21 protein-coding genes are annotated in these 22,001 nt (G+C 36.4%); 6 read left to right on the forward strand and 15 right to left on the reverse strand.

The genetic code is table 11. From position 1 onward, the window contains the following. The first annotated feature begins 57 nt into the window (after positions 1 to 57). Complete coding sequence (mmp10, locus tag METEV_RS04495; RefSeq protein WP_013194372.1) at positions 58 to 1,284, forward strand: methyl coenzyme M reductase-arginine methyltransferase Mmp10; 1,227 nt, start codon at positions 58 to 60, stop codon at positions 1,282 to 1,284. On the opposite strand, the gene METEV_RS04500 is transcribed toward mmp10, so the two are convergent. Next, the gene (locus METEV_RS04500; protein WP_013194373.1) at positions 1,285 to 4,743 is read right to left on the reverse strand and encodes a DNA polymerase II large subunit; all 3,459 of its coding nucleotides are present in this window, start codon (positions 4,741 to 4,743) and stop codon (positions 1,285 to 1,287) included. 62 nt (positions 4,744 to 4,805) lie between these two features. Continuing rightward, positions 4,806 to 5,435, reverse strand: coding sequence for a class I SAM-dependent methyltransferase (locus METEV_RS04505; protein ID WP_013194374.1), 630 nt, complete (start codon positions 5,433 to 5,435; stop codon positions 4,806 to 4,808). A 461-nt stretch (positions 5,436 to 5,896) separates the two neighbouring features. Between METEV_RS04505 and METEV_RS04510 the strand changes: the two genes are divergently transcribed. Both METEV_RS04510 and METEV_RS04515 read left to right on the forward strand, forming a co-directional pair. Then, positions 5,897 to 6,733, forward strand: coding sequence for a rhodanese-like domain-containing protein (locus METEV_RS04510; protein ID WP_013194375.1), 837 nt, complete (start codon positions 5,897 to 5,899; stop codon positions 6,731 to 6,733). A gap of 21 nt (positions 6,734 to 6,754) precedes the next feature. Then, positions 6,755 to 8,119 (forward strand): MBL fold metallo-hydrolase, encoded by a 1,365-nt coding sequence (locus METEV_RS04515; RefSeq protein WP_013194376.1) that lies wholly within the window; start codon positions 6,755 to 6,757, stop codon positions 8,117 to 8,119. A gap of 16 nt (positions 8,120 to 8,135) precedes the next feature. Here METEV_RS04515 and METEV_RS04520 read toward each other — a convergent pair whose 3' ends face one another. The 13 genes from METEV_RS04520 to hsp20 form a co-directional block, all read right to left on the reverse strand. Beyond that, positions 8,136 to 8,363 (reverse strand): hypothetical protein, encoded by a 228-nt coding sequence (locus METEV_RS04520; protein ID WP_013194377.1) that lies wholly within the window; start codon positions 8,361 to 8,363, stop codon positions 8,136 to 8,138. After that, on the reverse strand, positions 8,353 to 9,429 hold the full coding sequence (locus METEV_RS04525) for an L-threonylcarbamoyladenylate synthase (RefSeq protein WP_013194378.1): 1,077 nt from the start codon (positions 9,427 to 9,429) through the stop codon (positions 8,353 to 8,355). The genes METEV_RS04520 and METEV_RS04525 overlap by 11 nt, the downstream gene beginning before the upstream one ends. Before the next feature lie 41 nt (positions 9,430 to 9,470). After that, positions 9,471 to 10,751 carry a type III ribulose-bisphosphate carboxylase gene (rbcL, locus tag METEV_RS04530; RefSeq protein WP_013194379.1) on the reverse strand — a complete coding sequence of 427 codons (1,281 nt, stop codon included), beginning with the start codon at positions 10,749 to 10,751 and terminating at the stop codon, positions 9,471 to 9,473. A 377-nt stretch (positions 10,752 to 11,128) separates the two neighbouring features. Further along, the gene (locus METEV_RS04535) at positions 11,129 to 11,833 is read right to left on the reverse strand and encodes an MBL fold metallo-hydrolase (RefSeq protein WP_013194380.1); all 705 of its coding nucleotides are present in this window, start codon (positions 11,831 to 11,833) and stop codon (positions 11,129 to 11,131) included. A 35-nt stretch (positions 11,834 to 11,868) separates the two neighbouring features. After that, a complete protein-coding gene (locus METEV_RS04540; RefSeq protein WP_013194381.1) occupies positions 11,869 to 12,900 on the reverse strand; it encodes a phosphatase PAP2 family protein in 1,032 nt (343 codons plus the stop codon). Between the two features lie 90 nt (positions 12,901 to 12,990). Continuing rightward, complete coding sequence (gene mnhG / locus METEV_RS04545; RefSeq protein ID WP_013194382.1) at positions 12,991 to 13,338, reverse strand: monovalent cation/H(+) antiporter subunit G; 348 nt, start codon at positions 13,336 to 13,338, stop codon at positions 12,991 to 12,993. Then, complete coding sequence (locus METEV_RS04550) at positions 13,335 to 13,622, reverse strand: cation:proton antiporter (protein ID WP_332258480.1); 288 nt, start codon at positions 13,620 to 13,622, stop codon at positions 13,335 to 13,337. The genes mnhG and METEV_RS04550 overlap by 4 nt, the downstream gene beginning before the upstream one ends. After that, on the reverse strand, positions 13,598 to 14,092 hold the full coding sequence (locus tag METEV_RS04555; protein WP_013194384.1) for a Na+/H+ antiporter subunit E: 495 nt from the start codon (positions 14,090 to 14,092) through the stop codon (positions 13,598 to 13,600). Before METEV_RS04555 ends, METEV_RS04550 begins: the two co-directional genes overlap by 25 nt. Continuing rightward, positions 14,089 to 15,633 carry an NADH-quinone oxidoreductase subunit M gene (locus METEV_RS04560; protein WP_013194385.1) on the reverse strand — a complete coding sequence of 515 codons (1,545 nt, stop codon included), beginning with the start codon at positions 15,631 to 15,633 and terminating at the stop codon, positions 14,089 to 14,091. The genes METEV_RS04555 and METEV_RS04560 overlap by 4 nt, the downstream gene beginning before the upstream one ends. After that, positions 15,630 to 16,049 carry an NADH-quinone oxidoreductase subunit K gene (locus METEV_RS04565; protein WP_013194386.1) on the reverse strand — a complete coding sequence of 140 codons (420 nt, stop codon included), beginning with the start codon at positions 16,047 to 16,049 and terminating at the stop codon, positions 15,630 to 15,632. Before METEV_RS04565 ends, METEV_RS04560 begins: the two co-directional genes overlap by 4 nt. Further along, positions 16,046 to 16,462 (reverse strand): monovalent cation/H+ antiporter subunit B, encoded by a 417-nt coding sequence (locus METEV_RS04570; protein ID WP_013194387.1) that lies wholly within the window; start codon positions 16,460 to 16,462, stop codon positions 16,046 to 16,048. The genes METEV_RS04565 and METEV_RS04570 overlap by 4 nt, the downstream gene beginning before the upstream one ends. After that, on the reverse strand, positions 16,463 to 18,829 hold the full coding sequence (mbhE, locus tag METEV_RS04575; protein ID WP_013194388.1) for a hydrogen gas-evolving membrane-bound hydrogenase subunit E: 2,367 nt from the start codon (positions 18,827 to 18,829) through the stop codon (positions 16,463 to 16,465). Between the two features lie 189 nt (positions 18,830 to 19,018). Next, positions 19,019 to 19,573 carry an archaeal heat shock protein Hsp20 gene (gene hsp20, locus METEV_RS04580; protein ID WP_013194389.1) on the reverse strand — a complete coding sequence of 185 codons (555 nt, stop codon included), beginning with the start codon at positions 19,571 to 19,573 and terminating at the stop codon, positions 19,019 to 19,021. Positions 19,574 to 20,101: 528 nt separating this feature from the next. On the opposite strand from hsp20, the gene METEV_RS12840 reads away from it, so the two are divergent. The 3 genes from METEV_RS12840 to METEV_RS04590 all read left to right on the forward strand — a co-directional run bounded on the left by METEV_RS12840 (position 20,102) and on the right by METEV_RS04590 (position 21,903). After that, positions 20,102 to 20,785, forward strand: coding sequence for a transposase (locus tag METEV_RS12840; protein WP_269634943.1), 684 nt, complete (start codon positions 20,102 to 20,104; stop codon positions 20,783 to 20,785). A 10-nt stretch (positions 20,786 to 20,795) separates the two neighbouring features. Beyond that, positions 20,796 to 21,293 carry a transposase gene (locus METEV_RS12660; protein WP_269634955.1) on the forward strand — a complete coding sequence of 166 codons (498 nt, stop codon included), beginning with the start codon at positions 20,796 to 20,798 and terminating at the stop codon, positions 21,291 to 21,293. A gap of 334 nt (positions 21,294 to 21,627) precedes the next feature. After that, entirely contained in the window at positions 21,628 to 21,903 is a 276-nt protein-coding gene (locus METEV_RS04590) for a YgaP family membrane protein (protein ID WP_013194390.1), read from the forward strand. Positions 21,904 to 22,001 lie beyond the last annotated feature (98 nt).

Raw genomic sequence — 22,001 nt, forward strand, 5'->3', positions numbered from 1 at the left:
ATTAAATAATACTAACAAAGCTTAAATAAAACTTCTAATTGAGTAACCACTGATAATATGGGAATTGTTGCTGATATTGGTGGAAACCCAGGCATTGATTGTAATGGTTTTTGTAAATATTGTTATTTTAACAAGGTTAAAGACGAAAATATCCCGGTTTTTGGATGTAAACATTGCTTTCCTTTTAAGAAAGGATGTGATTACTGTATACGCAGTGTTAAAGAATCTTATCCCGGCTTTAAACCAGTACAAATTGTACTACAGGAAGTATCCCAGAACCTATACTTCAATCCCTACACCGATAAGATTACAATCAGCGGCGGTGGAGATGTTAGCTGTTATCCTGAACTTAAAGAGCTTGTTAATTCACTTTCTAAATTTGAAAAACCCATTCATCTTGGATATACCAGCGGAAAGGGGTTCAACAATAAAGATGATGCAGACTTTTTAATTGATAAAGGCGTAAATGAAGTCACATTTACTGTTTTTGCAACAGACCCAAAACTAAGAAACGAATACATGAGAGACCCAGAACCAGAAGTATCACTGGAAGTACTTGAAAAATTCTGTAAAGACTGTGAAGTTTATGCTGCACTCGTACTTATACCGGGAATTAATGACGGTGATGTACTTGATAAAACATTAAATGATCTTGAAGATATGGGTGCAGATGGCGCAATAATCATGAGGTTTGCAAACAGTAGCAAAGAAGGATTAATCCTTGAAAATCATCCCATACTGGATGGTATTACCACCCATAGTATCGATGAGTTTAAAGAGATTGTCAGAGATGCTGCATCAAAACACAATCTAAAAATTACAGGAACTCCGCTTGAAGACCCTTATATCGGCTCACCGTTTGCAATCAGAAACAGTGAAAAATTTATGTCAAATCTTCCAGAAGTTAAAAAAGAAGCCACTGTTATTACAAGCAGTGCTGCTGCCCCACGTTTGCAGGAAATATTTGATAATTTGGGAGGGAAAGTTAATGTTGTCAATGTTGATAAGGACATTGGATGCCTTATGACGATAAATGACCTGCAAAACCTTGACCTTTCCCAGATAAAAGAAACAGTATTAATACCCGGAAGAGCTTTTATGCATGACCCCGAAGTTAAAAAGGTTTTATCAAATGATGGGGTGGATAGACTTGTAAGAAGAGGACCTGATTGCCTGACTGTCGATGGTGAAATGTCTATCAGCATGACTCCTGATGAAGTGCTGGAATTAGAACTGGAAAATCTTACAGAACTGGTTAATCATATTAATGCTATCGGATTATAATTACATGAAATCCGATAATCCTATCTGTTTTGATTTATCATTTTCAAACAATGACTTAATTTCATATCCTATAATTTCAATTCGCTGTTTTGTATATTCTGAAACATTGTAATCATTGGCTACCTTGCTGGATATATCAAGGTATTTTTTGACCGCTCCTTCATGAACTGTTAGGATAACTTTACCTCCGCACCTTGTACAGTTACCGGACAATGGCGGACGCCTGAACTTTTCACCGCATTTCACACATCTGGTTCCCTGACGAGAGAAAGCTCTAAGGTTTCCAATCAGGTCTGGCAAAAAATGTGACATGAGTACTCTTTCGGCAACATCCGATGCATCCACTGCACGTATCTTATCAGCAAGCTCCAGTTGAGACTCTACTTTTTCAAGCATACTTCCAAAAGTTTTGTAGGCACTTATCTTGGGACCTGCTGCAATATCTGTTGTATCATGAGTATAAAGGAAATTATCATACTGCTGAGGAGTACCCAATCTGTTGTTAACAATATCCATAGTGTCTTCAAAATCTTTGGGATTGGTGAAATTCAATGTTGATTCATAGAATTCTAACGGATATCTGGGGCATACATCAATATTATGAGCTTCTTTATCTACTTCATTTGGGTCTATTCGTGTTGTTAAAACAAGGGGTGCGTCCATTTTACCTCCCCGTTTATCTGGAAGGTACTCTGGTGAGAAGTTAATAAGTCCATCCATAAGAAGCATAACACAGTCTTCATCACCATCACAGTTCCGTCGCTTAGCTGCATGGAAGAATGGATGAGCAAATCCCACTGATGCTTTGGTAAACCCTACAAGTCTTCCAAGAACACCTGCAGATGTATGAGGAGCAAGCCCCATCAAAAGCACCCCTACAATATCATCGATTGTTTTTGCATTATAATAGGGTTCAAGCCCATAATATTTTACAAGTAAATCATCTATATACTGGGCGGTTTTTAGGAGATAATCAGCAGCATCATAGGGAACAACCAAATCCTGTACCTTCAAACATACAATCTGGTCATCTTTAGTAAAAGGTTTTCCATATATATCCTCAGTATATCCAAGTTCACGTAACTGATACGCTGTAACTCCCAATTCATCTGGACGTATATGGGTTAAAGGAATATCAGACATATCATACCTTACTGTTGCATCCTTGAAGGTATAGAGGTTATATTTAGCTCGAAGAACACCCTTTTCAATGGGTTCTGGGGTCATATTTTTGGACATCAGCCTTTTGACACCCTTGAATGATTCAAAATTATCACGTTCTCCAAGATTTTCAAAGGCTTTCTGGTAAATACTTTTAAAATCTATATTTTTTGTTTTTACAGAACTTGCTTTTGCCCCACATTTAGGACAAACTCCATCATTTGCTTTTATATCACACCAAGGGCAGGACATTTTAGGAAAAGTAAATTCACCGCAGTCACATCTGCATTCATAGGTTTCTATCCCACAGGATTGACATTCCCGTATTCCGATTTCAACTTTAATCTCACCTACTTTACTATTCATTGTAGCTTTATAATTACTGGCATCATCGAGTTGACGGGTATTCCCACCTGAATCGCCTATAGGAAATAATACATTAGGAACAGGTGACATTTTTCTTCGGTTTGACTTCTCTGGTCGTCCCATCCTTGCACCCACCCGTGTAAGTGAACGATCCCTTACGACCACACCGCTTACATTATTTACAGCATACTGTGCATCCTCATCATCAAAGTCTATATCATCCCATTTTAACTCCAAATTTGAATTCAGACCCAGACAACGGATAAATGGGAGGGGTTCTGATATTAAAATCATACCATCTCTTACTTTGTGGAACAAAAGCAGTTTTTCAAGTATTAATTTGATTCCATTATCATCCGCATTATTGTAAGGAATTTGCAGCACACTATTATCATCGGATAGATTTCCATGTTCTGATACAAATCTGGCAAGATTTTCAAATTCCTGTGGTGTTATATCATGCCATAAATAGGTGAATTTCGGATGCAGTGGTACATTATACTGGTCACATACCCTTAAGGCATCATCCTGTGTAAGGTCTTCAAGTTCTTCATCTGTACATGTATCAGAAACCGTGTTCCTGTATTCCTGAATCCACCATTCAAAACAATAGGGAGAAGGAACAAGCGGATGATTGTTTTCCAAAAAATCTCCGTAATTTATCAACATTTCACCGATATCTATGATATGTTCAACCTGTGGATATAATTCATAGGCATCATTTACATCATCAATCCGGAGGACATCTCCCGATTTTAGCCGGACAGTAGGTCCTTCGATAAAATCCACCGGTGCCATACCCATTGCTTTTCCGGGTATTTCCACCTTTAACTGGGTACCAGCCACAATGAATTTATCCATGATTACCATACTTGCAGGGTTAATTCCCGCAGAAGCGAATGAGGTATTCCGCGACCTTCCATACCTTAAACGGAACCCTCCCGGACGGGATGGATGTGAAAAAACAGGTCTCCCAGCTATTAGGTCTCGGAGATATTTATCTTTGGGTTTGGGCTTTTTTTCACTTTTTTTATTATCACCACTTTCTTCTGTACCGCCGCCATCATCTTTTTTTTCACTTTTTTCACCCGACATCAGAGTATCAAGCCATTCCCACCCATCGATATCATACTTTTTCACATATTTTTGTATCTTGGGAGCTTTAAGTGCAATTCCTTCTGCAAGTACAAGCCCTACCCCTCCACGAATACGGTTGGTTCCTACTCTCTCAAGGTCTCTATAGCCCTCTACTTCCGCCTGCTCAGTCGGTTCTCCGTCAAGACATATGGGACAGTTTTCCACAATTAAACGTATCTCTTCTTCTGAAGGCATATATTGAAGCCCAGCAACCCGGCGATAGAGTGTGATTTCTTCAACATATCTCTCAACCTCTTCTTTACGGGGTTTATATCGGTCGATATTCAGTCCTCTGCGAACATAATCCCCCACAAGAACAGAAAGAGCCTGTGCTGTTCCACCTGCACTCCGAACAGGACCTGCATAAAAAATGCTTATGTATTCAGTTCCATCGTCATTTTTTGCCAGATTGACACTATCAATACCTTCAATAGGTGCAGCAACCACTCCTTCTGTAAGCATGGCAACCGCTACACGGATTGCAGATTCTACTGAATCCTTTTTTGATTCAAAATTGCCAACATAACCTTCTGCCACTTCTTTACCAAGAGACAGTGCAGCTTCTTCCCTTGATTTATCATTCTCAAGCTCACGTATGCGTTCTGCTACTCCGGACACCCCAATAAGATTTTCAACTCTGTCAGCAAGGTCTTTGGCGACTGGTATTTCAACGTTAGAGCTTGGGTCTTTACCATGTGAGCGTGCTTTACCAGCTATTTGTATTTCATAATTCAATTTATTTTCAAGGTTGTTGAAATATTCCATCATTGATTCACTTGCCACAAATTCTGTCATGTTGAACCTTTGTCCCGGATTGATATGATTAAATAATAGAGTCTAAATCTATCAAATTTGTATTATTGCTTTTTTGCAATTATAGTTATCCAATTGTTCTCAGGCTTAGTATATGTTTCTACAGATGTAAAACCTGTTTTTACAAGTATCTCTTTATGTTCTTTTGGATTATGATAATGCATATCCAATGTATTGACATATTCCATATTACGCTCATCAAAATTTCCGTTTTTATAGACCTCATTAACTATAAGAAGAACACCTTCAGGTTTCAGAACTCGATAAATTTCCTTTAAATCATTTTCCAGATCAGGCCAGAAATAATATGTTTCAAATGCTGTTACAAGGTCAAACGTGTTATCAGAATAAGGTATAGATGATACTGTACCATATTTTATTTCAACATGATTATTTTTCACAAGTTCATTATTCACTTCCTGTGCCATACTGACCATTTCTTCAGAATAATCAATACCATGTACTTTACCATAAGGACAAAAGTCAGCCAGTATCTGTATAGCTTTTCCTCCACCACACCCCACATCAAGTACGAGATAATCAGGGTTGATAGATATATGTTCAAGTCCCCATTTCCAGAGGTCAAAATGGCGTTCATTCATCTCTCTGGCAACTTCTCTACCTTCATAACCCATGGGTTTCTTGCAATGTTTTAATTTGTCTACATCTGCCATCTTGAACTCACCTTATTACATATAAAACCAGTTTTTACAGATTATATACTGATAACAATCCACATTAGTATAAAAAACAAATGACCCATATATTGATAGCTTTTACCAAACATCAAACTTTAACTGGTTTTTTATACCATTTTTTAGAATTGGATTTATGTTTTCAGTATTTTATTGTTTGGCATCATTATTTAGCATGTATTCAGCTATTTAAATACATCCAATTAACTTTTTTATTTAAAAAAGGAATCTGTAGAAATGTTTTGATTATCTGGCAAATATCGGATTAGTCATATTAAATATATGTATCAGACTTTTATATAATTATCTAATAAATCCAAGTTTTTAAAACACAAAAAATATGAGTTATAAAACCGTCATTTTAATGGGAGTTTATGGGGAATTGCGGGGATAAAATCCAATTATGGATAATATGATTTCTGCTGTCAGAAGGTAAAACTATGAATATAAGCTGCAGTACTGAGGATGTAACAAAGATATCACCTGAAAAATTGAAACAGATGCTTGACAATGACAGAGAAGGGATCAATATACTGGTTGATGTAAGACAGCCTGAAGAATATGAACAGAGCCATATTCCAGGGTCGAAACTCGTTCCACTTGATGAACTGGATGCAAGGTATGATGAACTCGATAAAAATAAAAACATCATTACCTATTGTCGTGCCGGTCGTAGGAGTCTGGGAGCTGCTACATATCTATGTAACCTTGGTTTTCAAAACGTCTATACAATGGATGGTGGAATCCTTGAATGGAATTATGAAACACTATCTGGGTACCCTGAAGAAAAACCAGAGTTTATAACCGGTAACGAACAAATTAAAGATATACTACTTACAGCCCTTAAACTGGAAAAAGGAGCACAGGATTTCTATTTAAGAGCCAAAAATAATGAAATATCCAGCAACATTAGGCAAACACTGGATAAACTTTCACAGTTTGAAGACGCACACATGAACAGATTGTACAGACGGTATGCAAATACTGTTGAAGAGGATATTCCAGAACTGGAAGTTTTGAAAAAAGAACTTGATTTTGAATACATGGAAGGTGGAATAAAATTAAGTAAAGAACTGTTAAAAAGTGATGAAAAATTCAAAGATGAGATTGATGTATTGGAAACTGCTATTGAAAAAGAATATCTATCATTTGATTTCTACAAAAGAATGGCTGAAATCATGAGTGATAAAAATACAAGGAAATTGCTCCATGAACTGGCATCTGAAGAAAAAAACCATATCACATACCTTACAAACAACCTCAAAAAAATCATCTAATTCCACTCAGGGGGAGTGTAAATGTATTTCAAAAAAATAAAATCAGAAGGTTTGGCGCATCTTTCCTATTTTATAGGTTCAGAGAATGAAGCAATTGTTATAGACCCCAGAAGAGACTGTCGGATATATACCGAGATTGCGTTTGAACAGAATATGAATATCAGGTATATTTTTGAAACTCATAGGAATGAAGATTATGTTATCGGTTCTGTTGAACTGGCAAACCTAACTGGTGCAGAAATCTATCACGGTAAATATCTGGATTTTAAATACGGAAATTCTGTCGAAGATGGGAGTGAATTTTATTTTGGGTCACTTAAAATAACCGCCATCCACACACCAGGACATACCGATGAAAGTGTGTCATATCTTTTATCTGATACTGATACTGGAAAAGAAAAAATAATGGTCTTTACTGGCGATACCTTATTCGTGGGAGATACTGGAAGAACCGATCTGTATGGACCTGATGATGCTCCTCGGTTAGCGGATAATATGTATGAAAGTATTTTTGAAAAGATTGTTCCACTGGGCGACCATGTAATCCTCTGTCCTGCTCACGGGTCTGGATCTGTATGTGGTGGATTTATCAGTGAAAGGGAAGAAAGTACTGTGGGCGTAGAAAGGTTACAGAATCCTTCTCTGCAGGTGAAAAACAGGGATGAATTTGTGAAATTAAAGACATCTGAAAAGCATTTTATTCCACCGTATTTTAAAAAAATGGAAGAATACAACCTCAAAGGAGCACCACTTTTGAATTCAAAATATCCGCCTTCCCTTCCACCACATGAATTTAGAAAACAAATACATAACGGTGCTCTGATACTGGACACCAGAGAACCAGTGTCATTTGCTGGATGTCATATAAAAGATTCGTATAACATCTGGCTTGACGGAGTCCCCTCCTATGCAGGATGGATTTTGTCGTATAAAAAACCTGTATTACTGGTTATGGAAGAAAAAAAACACCTTGACACTGTTTTGCGCTATCTTTTGAGACTGGGATTTGATAACATCGCTGGTTATCTAAGAGGTGGAATAGAATCATGGTACAACGAAAGTTTTGAAATTGAAAAATCAGGATTAATGGATGTCCACAAACTTAGAGAAGAGATAAAAAACAATAATCTAAATGTGCTTGATGTAAGGCGTAATGATGAATGGAATAGTGGACATATAAAAAGTGCCGTTCACATATATGTCGGAGAACTTGAAAACCGAATTGATGAAGTTCCTGATAGCAAACCTATTGCTGTAGTATGTAATGTAGGTAAAAGAGCCAGCCTGGCAACAAGCATTCTTAAAAAGAATGGATTTGATGACGTCTACAACGTTATGGGCAGTATGACTGCATGGAATAATGCAGGTTATGAAACAGAAAAATAAAAATGAGTATTTTATTTTATTTTCTGGCCTCTCTCCTTGCTATAAAAGTAGTTCCGGCAGTATACAAAAATATTATAAATCCAAGCCATATGAAATGTTCGGCTATGTTTCTGTAATCCAGTAACATAAGGATTAAACCGATGCTTATTACAGCTATATTTATCAGATTTATTTTTTTGTTCCTTCTTATAATTTCTGAACTTTTTTGTTTTTTAACCATTTGCTCTTTTTTTTCAGGTTTCAATATACTCACCTTCTTCCAGAACTATTATCTCGTTAGCCGCTTTCTGTAATCTGTTGATTACCGCTGACCCTATACCTTCATGCTTTATTGACCCATCTACAATAATCACATCCAGATTCATGTCATCCAGTGTTCTCAATCCTTTAAACAAATTATTTGCAACTTTTTTTATATTATCTCTGTTTCCAAGCAGAAATATATTAATATTTTTATCAGTAATTTGGTTACCAGTTTCATTGGTCACCAGTAGCCCAACATTTAAATCATTTTTATGATAATCAGATATAACCTGATTGATTTTTTCTGATACCCTGTAGAAACCCTCGACCAGAACAACTTTCGAGGATGGTGAATAATGGATATATTTCATACCCGGTGATTTTACTTTTTTATCTATCAGATTTTCACTGTTGTAGCCGATTTCTATATCAGGTATATATTCCTTTAAATCCTCAATTCCAATGCCACCCGGTCGAAGCAGGAGTGGTTTATCAGATGTCATATCCACCACTGTGGATTCCACTCCAATATCTACTGCTCCGTTATCAACAATTGCATCGATTTTACCGTATAAATCAGAAATCACATGTTCTGCAGTTGTAGGGCTCGGTTTTCCAGAAATATTGGCACTTGGTGCAGCAATAGGAACACCTGCTTTTTTTATCAGTTCTATAGCTGTTTCATTATCAGGCATACGTATTGCTACAGTATTCAGCCCTCCAGTTGTAACATCAGGAACAAAGTTTTTCCGTTTCAGGATTAATGTCAGAGGACCTGGCCAAAAAGCATCCATCAGCAAAAAAGCATTATCAGGTATGTCCTCTGAAATATCTATGGCCTGTTCTTTTGATGCTATATGGACAATTAGAGGATTATCTGGAGGTCTACCCTTTGCACTGAATATTTTGCGAACTGAAACAGAATCCAGTGCATTGGCACCGAGACCATACACTGTTTCAGTGGGAAAAGCGACTGTTCCTCTGTTTTTGAGGATTTCAGCCGCTTTGGAAATGGATTCACTGAAATTACTGCTGTTTATTCTTAATATTTCTGTTTTTCTAACCATATGATTACAGAACATATATTATACAATTATTATAAACTATTTTATCCCCATTTTTCAAGAGCGGATTGCAGTTCTTTATGATTGCTGGCATATTCCTCCAGTGTAATATTTTCAAGAGCTGCCTCTACAGACTGTCGGCAGGCTGTCGCTCCCGCTTCAGTACCCATTGGATGAGCATGGATACCTGCTCCAAACTGCATGATTACATCTTTGCCAAACATGTTATACAGGTCAGGAATCATTCCCGGTTCAAGACCACCTGATGCTACCGGCATCATCGGTTTTATATTACCCCAATCCTGTTCCAGTATGTGGAGCTGGTCATTTGCAGGCATATAATCAAGTGCACACTCATCTCTTAAAGACAGTACCTCATCCTTATCTCCATGCATTTTACCAACCACTGTACCGATATGCAGTTGGTCATGTCCAATAAGGCGTGTGAGCTTTGCAAGTGCAACCATATTCACTCCATGTCTGGGGTTTCTTGTCATTACAGAATGCATACATCGATGGGCATGGATGGCAATATCCATATCTTCGGTTGCTTCTCGAAGAGACTGCAGGGCACTCCATCCTGCTGTAATTATATCAATCATGACATATTTACCACCAAGGTCGTTGATAACCTCTGCTCTTCGAAGCATTTCTTCACATGTGGGAGCGGTTATATTGCAAAGATACATTTTTCGCTCCCCTGTTTCCTTTTCTGCTTTTTCTTTAGCATCCAGTGTTATTTTTACTCTTTTATCAAAAGCATTGAATTTCTGGTTTGTAAGATTCTCATCATCCTTTACAATATCACATCCGCCTACAAAGGATTTGTAGGCTACATCTGCATGCTTTTCAGAAGATAATCCTACTTTTGGTTTTACAATTGTTCCAACAAGCGGTCTATCATAAACACCGAACAAATCACGTACTCCATTAAGACCGTATTTGGGACCTCTAAAACTGTTAAGAACATCTTTTGGAAATGCTATATCCTCAAGACGCAGGTTTTTCACAAGTTTCATACTCATTATGTTGCCGGCAATGGCACTAAGTATCTGGGGGACTGAATCTATTTCAAAAAGGTCCTGCTTGTACGCTACCTTTACAACTCCTCTTTCTTTATCAATAGAAAAAACATGAGGTTTTAATTCCTGTGCTTTTTCAGGACTTAATGTAGATATATCACTCCATGTATCTATTGAACTTTCACCAGCCATGTGGTTACATGCCTTTTCAAAACTTACACCATCTGCTGGTTCCATATAATATTCACAAACCAGCTCATCGGGCTTTGGTTTGTATTCAGTTTCTATATAATCTTCCCGCATAATATACAACCATTTTATAGCTTCATTTACAGATAATTGGATGAGTCCACAATCTTAATACACAATTGTATATGAAAGTTTAAATTCAAAAATATATGCTTGTACAGTTGCATCGATAAATCAGATATCAAATAATGTATCCAATCCTCCTAACTTAAAGAAAAGATCTACGGTACAGGTTGCAGGTCTTATAACCAGTAAATTAAATAAAACCCATTGCAACAACAGCCGTGTAAATAATAATCAAAACAAACACCAGTACAACTCCATATAAAGCGATTTCCAGCACATTACCCATATAATCAATAATCTTGTCCAACATGGTACAAAAAATAAAAATTAAGATGATATAAAAGTTCCGATATTTAATTTAAAGACTAATACCTATAATAAAGTTTACTTATTTTATAAAAGCATTCATTGAAGTTTTCTAATAAAACCGGTTTCCCATGTCCCGGATAAAATATTTTACATCCTGTACTCAGTAGTTTGTCCCATGTTTTTATCAATGTTTTTTCATCATCAGCAAATAGAGGATAGAAACAATTTTCAAATACATTAAAAAGTGTATCTCCGACAATAGCGTATTTATTATTTACAATAACACATATCGAACCTGATGTATGCCCCGGTGCAGTAAGTATTATTACTTCTCCTCCTGTTAAAAGCTCGCAATCACCATCTACAAGGATATCCGGTGTCACTGGATTATACCGTATTTTGCTGGATGAAAAGCTGTTCGACATCCATGATATAACATTTGAAAATGGAGACGTCCCTTTAGGTATCGGCATATATCCTTCTTTTAAGAACCCTGATTCATTTACATGTGCAAGAACTCTTGCAAAACTTTTCTCTTTTATCTCACAAAGATTTCCCACATGGTCATAATGTGAATGTGTTATAATAATAAGGTCGATATCCTGAAAGTCAAGTCCATTGTTAAAAAGTATTGTTTCCAGATTATGAATATGACCATAAACACCGGCATCAACAAGAAACGTTATATCAGCCCCAATTACTAAATAGGCGTTTGAATTACCCATCCTAACAGGTATTATACTTAATTCTCTGGATTTCATTCTTATACACTGTATTTAATTGTTTTTTACGAGTTTTACAATCGGGATTTTGTATTGAATTTTGCTTTTACCTGTTGTTCCAGTAGATGAGTAAGCAGATGATATTCCTGGACTGTATCACAATAAGGACACTGGACAGAACCTACAGAACTGGATGTTGACGGGTTGACAGAGATTTCACATGCACAGTTTATACACAAAACTGTAATTGATTTATCCACCATACCAATCCTGTTTTTAATAGATAACAGTATCCCTGCAGACAATTTAGTTATGGTTTCACGGTATTTGGTAGTAATAAAGTAAGCAGCAAGTGCAAGTACAATACCTGCAATCATATCCGTCATCCAGTGTATTCCAAGATATAATATGGTAAATAATATCGAGGTAGTAATTCCTATGGAAAACATCTTAAAACGTATAAAATTTGTTCTAAATACCACGATTAACATTGCTGTTATAGACAATGCTGTATGTAAACTGGGTAGACAATTATCAAGCCCCGGATCACTGAGTTTAATACCCTCAACTATTATGGGACTTAAATTATACAAAAGAGGATCTACACTGTGAAGTGTATATCCTGTTACTTCTACTGGAAAAAACACGAAAAAAGGATATGCTATTACATAAACAAGGACGAAAGCGATTGTATATTCCTGAAGAGCCCTGAATTTACGGGTATAAACCAGTATAAAAAAAGTAAATACCAGTAGAAAAGGAAATCCGAACAAATAGATTGCACTATTAACATAGGTCAGCAACGGTGTAGTAATATTTTGAAAATAGCTAACTATGTTACCCTCTACCATTATCAGGTACTCGGCGTAATTAAGGTAAGAACCCATACCAAACATATTGGCAATTGCATCCTGTATATCAACCAGCACGTATATAAAGCCTAATGGAAGGATATACATGAGAGTAACTATAAGAAGTTCATGCATCCTCGAGCTTACATGCGACCCTCTAAAATTATCAGGAACAAACACATAGTAACCTGCCCATATCATCAATGCCAGCAGAGGAAACATTGCCATACTCAAAATATACTGGGTATCCAGCATACCAACTGTCACCTTACTACAATCAATAATCTGTATCAGGGAAAAGTATTAAAAATTGTTACTTATAACTTTCGATTATCGATGTAATTTTTATTTATCATAGGAATCACAATACTCATCAATAATAGATTCATCACAAAGATCTACGCCATGCCTGTGAGCTGCACGGGCTATCATGTGTGCTGCAACTGGTGCGGTTAACAGCAGGAACAAACCAATCGTTACCGCCTTAAGACCCATGGCACTGAATCCAACTTTTAGTAATATACTCAACATAACACCAAAAGCACCAAGTGTACCTATTTTTGTAGTAGTGTGTAGCCGGTTATAGACATCAGGTAAACGTATAAGTCCAAGCATACCAAGAAATACAAAAAACAAACCGACAATGAGGAATATATTACTTAAAATGTCAAGAATAAAATCGATTCCTATCAAAATACCACCCCTTCATCAAGATATTTGGATATTGTCACAGTACCCACAAAAGCAATTATTGACAGTACAAGTGCTACGTCCATAAAAAACACCGATTCCTGTATAAAGGAATAAACACCCAGTGTAGCTACTATAACCAGTGTCATTGCATCAAGTGCCACTACTCGGTCGGGTATAGTAGGTCCTTTTATAATTCTGTAAACACAGGGTATTATCGAAAATACCAGAAATGTAAGTACAAAATCAAATAGTATTGTATTTATTCTAATGCCTCCAGTACATATTCTTCCAGATCATCTCTTATGGATGCACGTATTTCTTCTCGGTCATGTATATCAATCAAGTGTACATACAATACCGATTTATCATCCGCCACATCAATTGTAAGCGTTCCCGGTGTCAGGGAAATAGTATTTGCGATTGCAGTAATTCCAGCATCGGTTTTTGCTCTTATTGGTACTGTTATAATCCCCGGATTTATATTGATTCTTGGTCTGAGGACTATTTTTGCCACCATGATATTGGCTTTGGTTATTTCGATAGCAAGTACTGCCAGATATTTCAATTGTTTGGGGATTCGTCGAATATTATCTCTAATACTTACCTCTGCTTCAAAATTATAAAGGGATTTGAAGGGTTTTATAACAACAGGACTCAGTACCAGTCCGAGCATAAAATTTACTATACTTATATCTCCGTTTACAAAACACCATAAAATCGCAAGAGGAATGGAATAAACAATATATTGCTTCATCGTACTTCCCTCGTCAAGACTGCATCAATATATGCCTGTGGGTCTATTATCTGACTGGCAGTTGATTGTGCGAGTGATAAAAGGGGCTCTGCATATAACCCGAAAACAACTACTAAAACTGATAAAACCAGTATAGGTACAGACATCTTCCATGATAATCCATGAGAGTGATATTCATCATATTTTTCACTTCTCACCTCTCCCCAGAAAATTCTCTGCCATGCTCTTATCATATAAAATACTGTAAATACTGCAAATACCAGTGCGATTAGTATTGGAATATAATACTTACTGGTTATACCAGAATCAAACAGTACAAATTTGGCAATAAATCCACCCATCGGAGGGATTCCTGCGACCGACATTGCTCCTATTAGAAACATTCCACTCAAAAACGGCGCACTATTCACCATACCACCCATTTTTCTCATATCCCTTGTACCAGCTTCATGGATAATGCTCCCAGAAGCCATAAAAAGCATTGATTTTGCAACTGCATGGTTTACAAGATACACCAGAGAAGCTGCTATTGTAGTTACAGTTCCCATTCCGATTCCAAGGAATACATATCCAATTTGACTAATACTGGAATAAGCAAGCAAACGTTTGATATCATTCTGACCTACAGCAGAAATTGACCCAAGGATTATCGTAACAAGCGCCAAGAAAATGATTATCGGCTGGAACATATAAAGCGTTCCGTCAAATATAAGGAAAAACATCCGGAGTATTCCATAAGCACCAACTTTTATAAGCACACCACTAAGCATTGCACTTATGGGCGAAGGTGCCGAGGGATGTACATCTGGAAGCCAGTAGTGTAGAGGGAATATAGCCGCTTTATTACCGAATACAACTATAAAAAGTAAAGCTGCAGGGAATATATGCCATGGAAGATTACCGGTTTCACTCATTACATTTATTTTTGCAGCCATATCTGCCATGTTCAGCGTACCCACTGTTGCATACAATGAAGCTATGGCTACTAACATGATGAAAGAACTGATCATATTCAAAACAAGGTATTTGAAAGTCGCTTCCATTTTGTGGTCACTTTTGGTAAATCCTCCTTTACCATATGCTACAACAAGACCACAAGACGAGAGGAGAAGTATTTCAAAGAACACAAAAAGATTGAATATGTCTCCTGTAAGGAATGTCCCGTTAATACCTGCAACAAGTAAATTAAAGAGTGAATGATAGGTAGAACCCAGCGACTTTTCTTCCATATAGTCCATTGAATATAACAAAGCCAGGAATGATATACCACTGCTTAAAAACACCATACCAGCACTTAAAAGGTCAGCCACAAGTACAATACCATATTTACCCCATTCACCGATTTCGTATACAACTATACCGTTGTTTAACACATTAATTAAAAGCAGAATACTTAAAATAAGCAACCCAAATGATACTGTCAGATTAATTACTTTTTGTACAGATGGTGCTGACCGCAGAAACATCATGAGTGCTGAAAACAGTATCGGTATTGCTACCATCAAAATTGGTAGATGGTCTGTAATTGACGCTATATTCATCCCCATAACCTCTTGAGTTCTGTTATATCAGTGGTACCGTATTCTTCATATATCCGATAAGCAAGTATTAGTATAAATGCCGTTATTGAAAATCCAATAACAATAGCTGTTAATACAAGCGCCTGTACCAGTGGGTCTACATATACAACCTCTTTTGTATTTGCAACAACTGGTGCCAGCACATCATTATCCAGTACATCGTTAAAGATAATGTTTGATGAACTATCAGACCCATGTCCATTTATTATAGGTGCATTATCTCCATTAAACACCCCAGAGGATACAATAAAAACGTTAACTGCATGAGAGATTATACTAAGACCAATTATTACTTTTATGACATCCTTTCTTAAGATTAAAAAAGTGCCCAGCCCAAAAAGTATAGCAATGGTGAGTGAAAGAAAAACATTACTCATTTATCATCACCTACTTTTCTGAAAATATACAGCAGTGACCCGATTACAACAAAATATACACCTATATCAAACAGAATGGATGAAACAAGTTCGATTTCACCAACCAAAGGAAGATGTATAAACTTTATAGAACTCCTGAAAAAGTTATATCCAAAAAATATTGCTCCAAAAGCTGTTAATACCGAAAGCAACAATCCAAATCCAAACCATTTTCCCCAATCTGGATTTAAAACGGATTTGATGTGATCAAGTCCAAAAACAACATAAAGCAGAGATAGAGATGCTGCAAACATAACGCCCCCGATAAAACCTCCACCCGGACTGTTATGTCCTGCAATAAGAAGGGATATCGAGAACAATATAATCAAGGGTACACTGGCTTTAGATACGGTTTTAGTAATCAGTGTTGTCATTCATCTTTCACCTCTGCTATGAATCAAATTATAAACACCAAGTGCTGCCAAGCAAAGTACCGATATTTCACCCAGTGTATCATAGCCCCTGAAATCAACCAGTATCACATTAACCAGGTTGTGTCCTCCGGTAAGTGAAACGCTTTTTTCAATGAAATAATGTGACAGTGATTCAAATGGAGGTACTATTCCCTGTGTAGCATTTATCAGTACAATAAACACCCCTACTGATACTAATCCGGAAATAAAAACATCTCTTGTCAGGTTTGCTTTAGAGAGCTTTTCCCTGAATGTTTGCGGTATCCTTACAATAACAAGCAGGAATATAATAGTAGTCAGTGTTTCTACAAGTATCTGGGTTAATGCCAAGTCTGGTGCCTTTAAATAGATAAATAGAAGGCTTACCATATATCCCAGAGAAGATAGTGCTATAATTGCAGGGATATATTTTGGCAAAACCGTAGCTGCTATTGCTGCAACCACCATTAACAACATCAGCAATGCTTCATAAGGATTTACATCAAAATTCAGGGTCTGAGGTATCAGGTCTCCTGAAAGAACTATCAAAGGAATCATTATCAGGGCTATCGTTAAAATTAAAAGCGCATTGATGTATGTTTTGACAAAACCCGGTTGTACAAATGAGGATACCTTGTAAGCGTTTGTCCTTGCATTATTTACTATCGCATCATAGTAATAATTGACACTTATCCAGGGATAGGATGCATTTAACCTATCTTGCCATGATGCAAGTGATTCGTATTTTGTATATATAAGCAAACCGAGTACAAAAGTGATTATTGTCATCATAAAAGCAGGGGTAAATCCATGCCAGTGGGTTACATGTAGATGCGCTGTTTCAAGGAGTATTCCTGAGGTTGCCGGTTCTATTATATTATGCACCGGTATTGAAGGAACCAGTCCGAACAAGATAACAAGAACTGAAAGCAAACCTGCCGGTATCAACATTACATAGGGTGCTTCATGGATATGATGAGGAAGGAATTCATCCTTACGTTTTCCAAGAAATATCCCATCTATCAGTTTTATAGAATAGGCAAATGTCAACACCCCACCTACAACAGCAATTGCGGGAACGATTATGCTGAATGGGAATCCAAGTGCTGCACCCATTTCTACAGAAGATTTATAAAACATTTCCTTGCTCAAAAACCCGTTCAATGGAGGAATACCCGCCATTGCCAGTGCTCCGATAGAGGCAACAATAAAGGTTAACGGCATTTCATGTCTTAAACCTCCCAGTTTTCGGATGTCTCTTGTTGCAGCTTCATGTGCTACTATACCTGCTACAAGAAACAGACAGGCTTTAAATGTAGCATGATTTAACAGATGAAATGTCGCTGCAGCAACTCCTATGCCAGGTTCATGATAGGTCGTATAACCATACATGGTTACAAGGTAAGCGAGCTGGCTGATAGTAGAAAATGCAAGTATCCCTTTAATGTCGTTTTGTCGAAATGCCAGAAAACCTGCAAGTACCATAGTAGCCATACCAGTACCTGAAACCAGTAAAAACCATGCTTCAGTTCCTGAAAATATCGGATGGATACGAGCAATGAGGAATACGCCCGCCTTAACCATTGTAGCCGAGTGAAGAAAAGCACTTACCGGCGTAGGTGCTTCCATTGCGTTTGGCAGCCAGATATAAAAAGGACCCTGTGCCGATTTGGCAGCAGCTCCTATAAATATAAAAATTAGAGTTACAAGGAATAAATCATGGTTTTTTATGTTTTCTATCATTGATGAATCATGAAGAATAGTTGGGATGTCAAAAGTACCGGTTATTGAATGTAATATTAAAAAACCGATAAACATTATAAGTCCACCGGCAGCAGTAATAATCAGTGACTTTGTTGCACCATATATAGATAGAGGTCTGTGCCTCCAGAATCCTATCAACAAAAAAGATGTAATACTTGTAAGTTCCCAGAAAATAAAAAGCTGGATGGTATTGGCTGAAAAAACCATTCCTATCATGGAACCCATAAACAAAAGAAGGTATTGATAGTATCTTGAAAGGTCTTCTTTATGAGACATATACCCATTGGAATATGACATTATGATTATGCCTATTCCTGATGCTATCAATCCAATCAAAAGACTTAATCCATCTATATAGACACTGAATTCTACTCCTACAGAAGGCAGCCAGGAAACCGCGCCTGTGAAAGTATCACCATGAATTACAACAGGAGCAACATATGCAATCAGCAAAAAGCTTACAAACGCCATTGCTGATGCGAACCATCCCACCCTATGTCTCAGGATTTTTTGTGCTAAAGGGACTGTTGCTGCGGATAAAAATGGTAAAAAGATTGCAAGCGCGATTACCGTAAATGAATTCATGCACATCCAGATACATTTTCAAATATATAACTGTTTTTAATTAAGAATTAATATATAGATATACACGATAATCCTATCATTAAAAAGTTTAAAAAATAGCTAAAAATAGATTATTTAAAACGAAATATCAATAATATATTTATCTAAAAGATAGGTGGGCGATAGATAACCACACCCACTGCATATTAATCAGCTAATATCAATGGCTACCTTCTGATCGGTGTCTGTTTTATCAAATATAATCTCAAGGACACCATTTTTGAATGTAGCACTGGCACTATTTGGGTCAACCTTTACAGGAAATTCAACTATTTCTGAATAATTGGATTCACCTTTTGTTGCTGTGATTTCAACTGTCCATTCAGTTGAGTGAAGGTTAATGTCCTCTTTTTCAACCCCTGGCATTTCCGCAACCACGTATACATGGTCATCAGATTCCATGACATCAATAAGTGGTTTTCTTTCATCAATGCTTACCGGTTTTACGTCAGTGGTTTCATTTTCATATTCAGTGTAATCTTCATTAAAATCTTCAGTAGAGAAATTACCAAAACTGCGGATTTCCGGGTCTTCACCTGGTTTTCGAGTGATAGAGAATCCATAGACATATGGCTGTTCTGATGGGTCATCCATGTTTACACCCAGTTTATCAATCATATGCTCGATCATATCTTCTATGTTTTCAAATGATTCTGACCCAAAGAACTCTTCAAACCAATTTCGCCTTCGTCTTTTATCTGTCATAGAGTAACACTCATGTGGTTTAGTTCTATAATATACAAAGTGATTGTATTATAGTTGATATTAATTCTTTGGTTTATACAAAACCTATATTATATTTCTAAGATTTTACTCCTTTATATAATATTCCCCTTACAAAAACATTCAAGATTTAGTACAACAGTTGTTTAAATCTTTAATAAAAATGCTATTTGTTCTTATTTCAATTTTCCCCCTGTAAAACAAATCAAAGAAAATTACATTAATAGATAGACCAAATAACTAACGCTATTATAAAAATATCAATATAGGAGAAGAGAATTATACAAAACCAGCTAAAAACTACTTATAACAAACAGGAACAAATATAGGAGGAGGTTTTGAGATTCAAGAAGATAAAATCGACAGCAATCAAATGTTTCATTCAAAAGGTCAAGGGAGTGTAAAAAAACCAAGTGAAAAAAATATAGTATACTTTATAAGTAAAATATATAAGAATTGATAACAGAAAATATAATCAATTAATCAATTATATTCATCATGGAGATTGTTATGGTAAAAAGAACCGAAACGATATACCTAAATTATGATAAAAACCTTAGCTGGTTGTGTCATATTTCCAAGAACTTATACAACCAGGCAAACTTCATAGTTAAACAATCTCTAAATGATGAAGGTGATTGGGTAAGATACGAAGAACTAAATAAACAGTTAAAAGGTACTGAAAATTATTCTGTTTTACCCACACAAACAGCACAACAGACACTAAAACTGATGGATAAAAACTGGAAATCTTTCTTCCAATCAATTAAAGACTGGGAAAAGAACCCAGAAAATTACTATTCAAAACCCAACCCACCAAAATATAAAAAGAAAAATGGCGAAAATATTCTCACTTTCACGAACCAACAGTGTAAGATAAAAAACGGAGTCCTCAAGTTACCGAAGAAAACGAACCTGCAAGTAGAAACTCGTCTTACAGATGACACTAAACTAAATCAAGTTCGAATTATTCCTATGGGTGTTGGTTATAAGTGTGAAATTGTTTACGAGAAGGATTTAGAAACACCAGATCCAAACGAAGAAAACATCGCCAGTATCGATTTGGGGATTAATAATATCGTCACTATGGTGAATAATATCGGTGAAAAACCGATTGTTATTAAGGGCGGAGTCGCAAAATCAATAAACCAGTTCTACAACAAAAAATACTGGAAAACTAAAATCCATTTATGATAAATTAGGCATCAAAAATAGCAAAAAACTAAAAAAACTATACCATAAATATAAAATGAAAATCAATGACTTCTTCCATAAAGCAAGTAAAAGGATTGTTGATTTTTGTGTCAAACACAACATCGGCACACTAGTCATTGGATATAACGAAGGGTGGAAACAAGAAGTGTATATGGGTAAGCGCAATAACCAAAAGTTTACACAGATTCCATTTCATAGACTTCTTGAACAACTAAAATACAAAGCCGAAGATGTTGGATTGAAAGTGATTGAGCAAGAAGAATCCTATACATCGAAGTGTTCGTTCCTCGATGGTGAACCAGTTGTGAGAAGGACTTCTTATATTGGTAAAAGAATTAAAAAAGGGCTTTTCCAATCATCTAACGGCACTATAATCAATGCCGATGTAAATGGTGCCTATAATATTATGAAAAAAGCAATCCCTGATTTAGATGGGATAGAGGGTGTAGCGTTACACCCGGTGAGTATATCTCACGAATGTAACTGATAATAAAATTAGTTATCTAATGTTACTAAGTTTATCAATTACAATGACGTAGTTTCCAGTAAAACAAAAGGTATGTGTGAATGCCCAAAATGTGGGTACGAACATCCTCACCGAGTAGGGTCACCATGTAAACGTACATCATGTCCTGAATGCGGTACATACATGGCTCGTATCAACTAAATTTAAAAATTACACAATACTGTTATAATATACAACCACGTTATAAATTTTAGAACTGAACAAATATTGCACACGTTTGTATTTTATATCAGGAAAACCATAATGATGAATTGTGAAGATTATAAAGTAGGGGTGAACTAATACAAGGGCATCTATGTTTCCTCTTTCATTCTCCTTCATAGATGCCCAAATTCTGCACATGAAGATAAATCTAAAAGAAGCTCTTTTACAGGAAAATGTTGGAGGAGTTGACCTCTATGCTCGTGCTTTAATAGGTAGTATAGCCACAATCGCACTTGCCATGGATCTTGTCGAAACATACCCATGGAACTGGGTAACAGCTCTTATAGCTCTTGCCGGTTTGTTTACTGCAATGACCCGACACTGCACACCATATTCATTTATCGGATTCAGTACAGTAAGAAAATGAAGGCTATATACAAATATTTTTATAGCTTAGAACCTTTTCAAATTTTGTAAAAAACAACTCATACTCTGGTGCAAAGTCCTGAATATGTAAATGATGAG

Origin of the sequence: Methanohalobium evestigatum Z-7303, assembly GCF_000196655.1 — an archaeon.
In the GTDB taxonomy this organism is placed as follows: Archaea; Halobacteriota; Methanosarcinia; order Methanosarcinales; family Methanosarcinaceae; genus Methanohalobium; species Methanohalobium evestigatum.

Bases quoted from the DNA above. Each gene is read 5' to 3' on its own strand.
- mmp10 (WP_013194372.1), top strand. From the start codon at position 58: ATGGGAATTGTTGCTGATATTGGTGGAAACCCAGGCATTGATTGTAAT.
- METEV_RS04500 (WP_013194373.1), bottom strand. From the start codon at position 4,743: ATGACAGAATTTGTGGCAAGTGAATCAATGATGGAATATTTCAACAAC.
- METEV_RS04505 (WP_013194374.1), bottom strand. From the start codon at position 5,435: ATGGCAGATGTAGACAAATTAAAACATTGCAAGAAACCCATGGGTTAT.
- METEV_RS04510 (WP_013194375.1), top strand. From the start codon at position 5,897: ATGAATATAAGCTGCAGTACTGAGGATGTAACAAAGATATCACCTGAA.
- METEV_RS04515 (WP_013194376.1), top strand. From the start codon at position 6,755: ATGTATTTCAAAAAAATAAAATCAGAAGGTTTGGCGCATCTTTCCTAT.
- METEV_RS04525 (WP_013194378.1), bottom strand. From the start codon at position 9,429: ATGGTTAGAAAAACAGAAATATTAAGAATAAACAGCAGTAATTTCAGT.
- rbcL (WP_013194379.1), bottom strand. From the start codon at position 10,751: ATGCGGGAAGATTATATAGAAACTGAATACAAACCAAAGCCCGATGAG.
- METEV_RS04535 (WP_013194380.1), bottom strand. From the start codon at position 11,833: ATGAAATCCAGAGAATTAAGTATAATACCTGTTAGGATGGGTAATTCA.
- METEV_RS04540 (WP_013194381.1), bottom strand. From the start codon at position 12,900: ATGCTGGATACCCAGTATATTTTGAGTATGGCAATGTTTCCTCTGCTG.
- METEV_RS04555 (WP_013194384.1), bottom strand. From the start codon at position 14,092: ATGAAGCAATATATTGTTTATTCCATTCCTCTTGCGATTTTATGGTGT.
- METEV_RS04560 (WP_013194385.1), bottom strand. From the start codon at position 15,633: ATGAATATAGCGTCAATTACAGACCATCTACCAATTTTGATGGTAGCA.
- METEV_RS04565 (WP_013194386.1), bottom strand. From the start codon at position 16,049: ATGAGTAATGTTTTTCTTTCACTCACCATTGCTATACTTTTTGGGCTG.
- METEV_RS04570 (WP_013194387.1), bottom strand. From the start codon at position 16,462: ATGACAACACTGATTACTAAAACCGTATCTAAAGCCAGTGTACCCTTG.
- mbhE (WP_013194388.1), bottom strand. From the start codon at position 18,829: ATGAATTCATTTACGGTAATCGCGCTTGCAATCTTTTTACCATTTTTA.
- hsp20 (WP_013194389.1), bottom strand. From the start codon at position 19,573: ATGACAGATAAAAGACGAAGGCGAAATTGGTTTGAAGAGTTCTTTGGG.
- METEV_RS12840 (WP_269634943.1), top strand. From the start codon at position 20,102: ATGGTAAAAAGAACCGAAACGATATACCTAAATTATGATAAAAACCTT.
- METEV_RS04590 (WP_013194390.1), top strand. From the start codon at position 21,628: ATGTTTCCTCTTTCATTCTCCTTCATAGATGCCCAAATTCTGCACATG.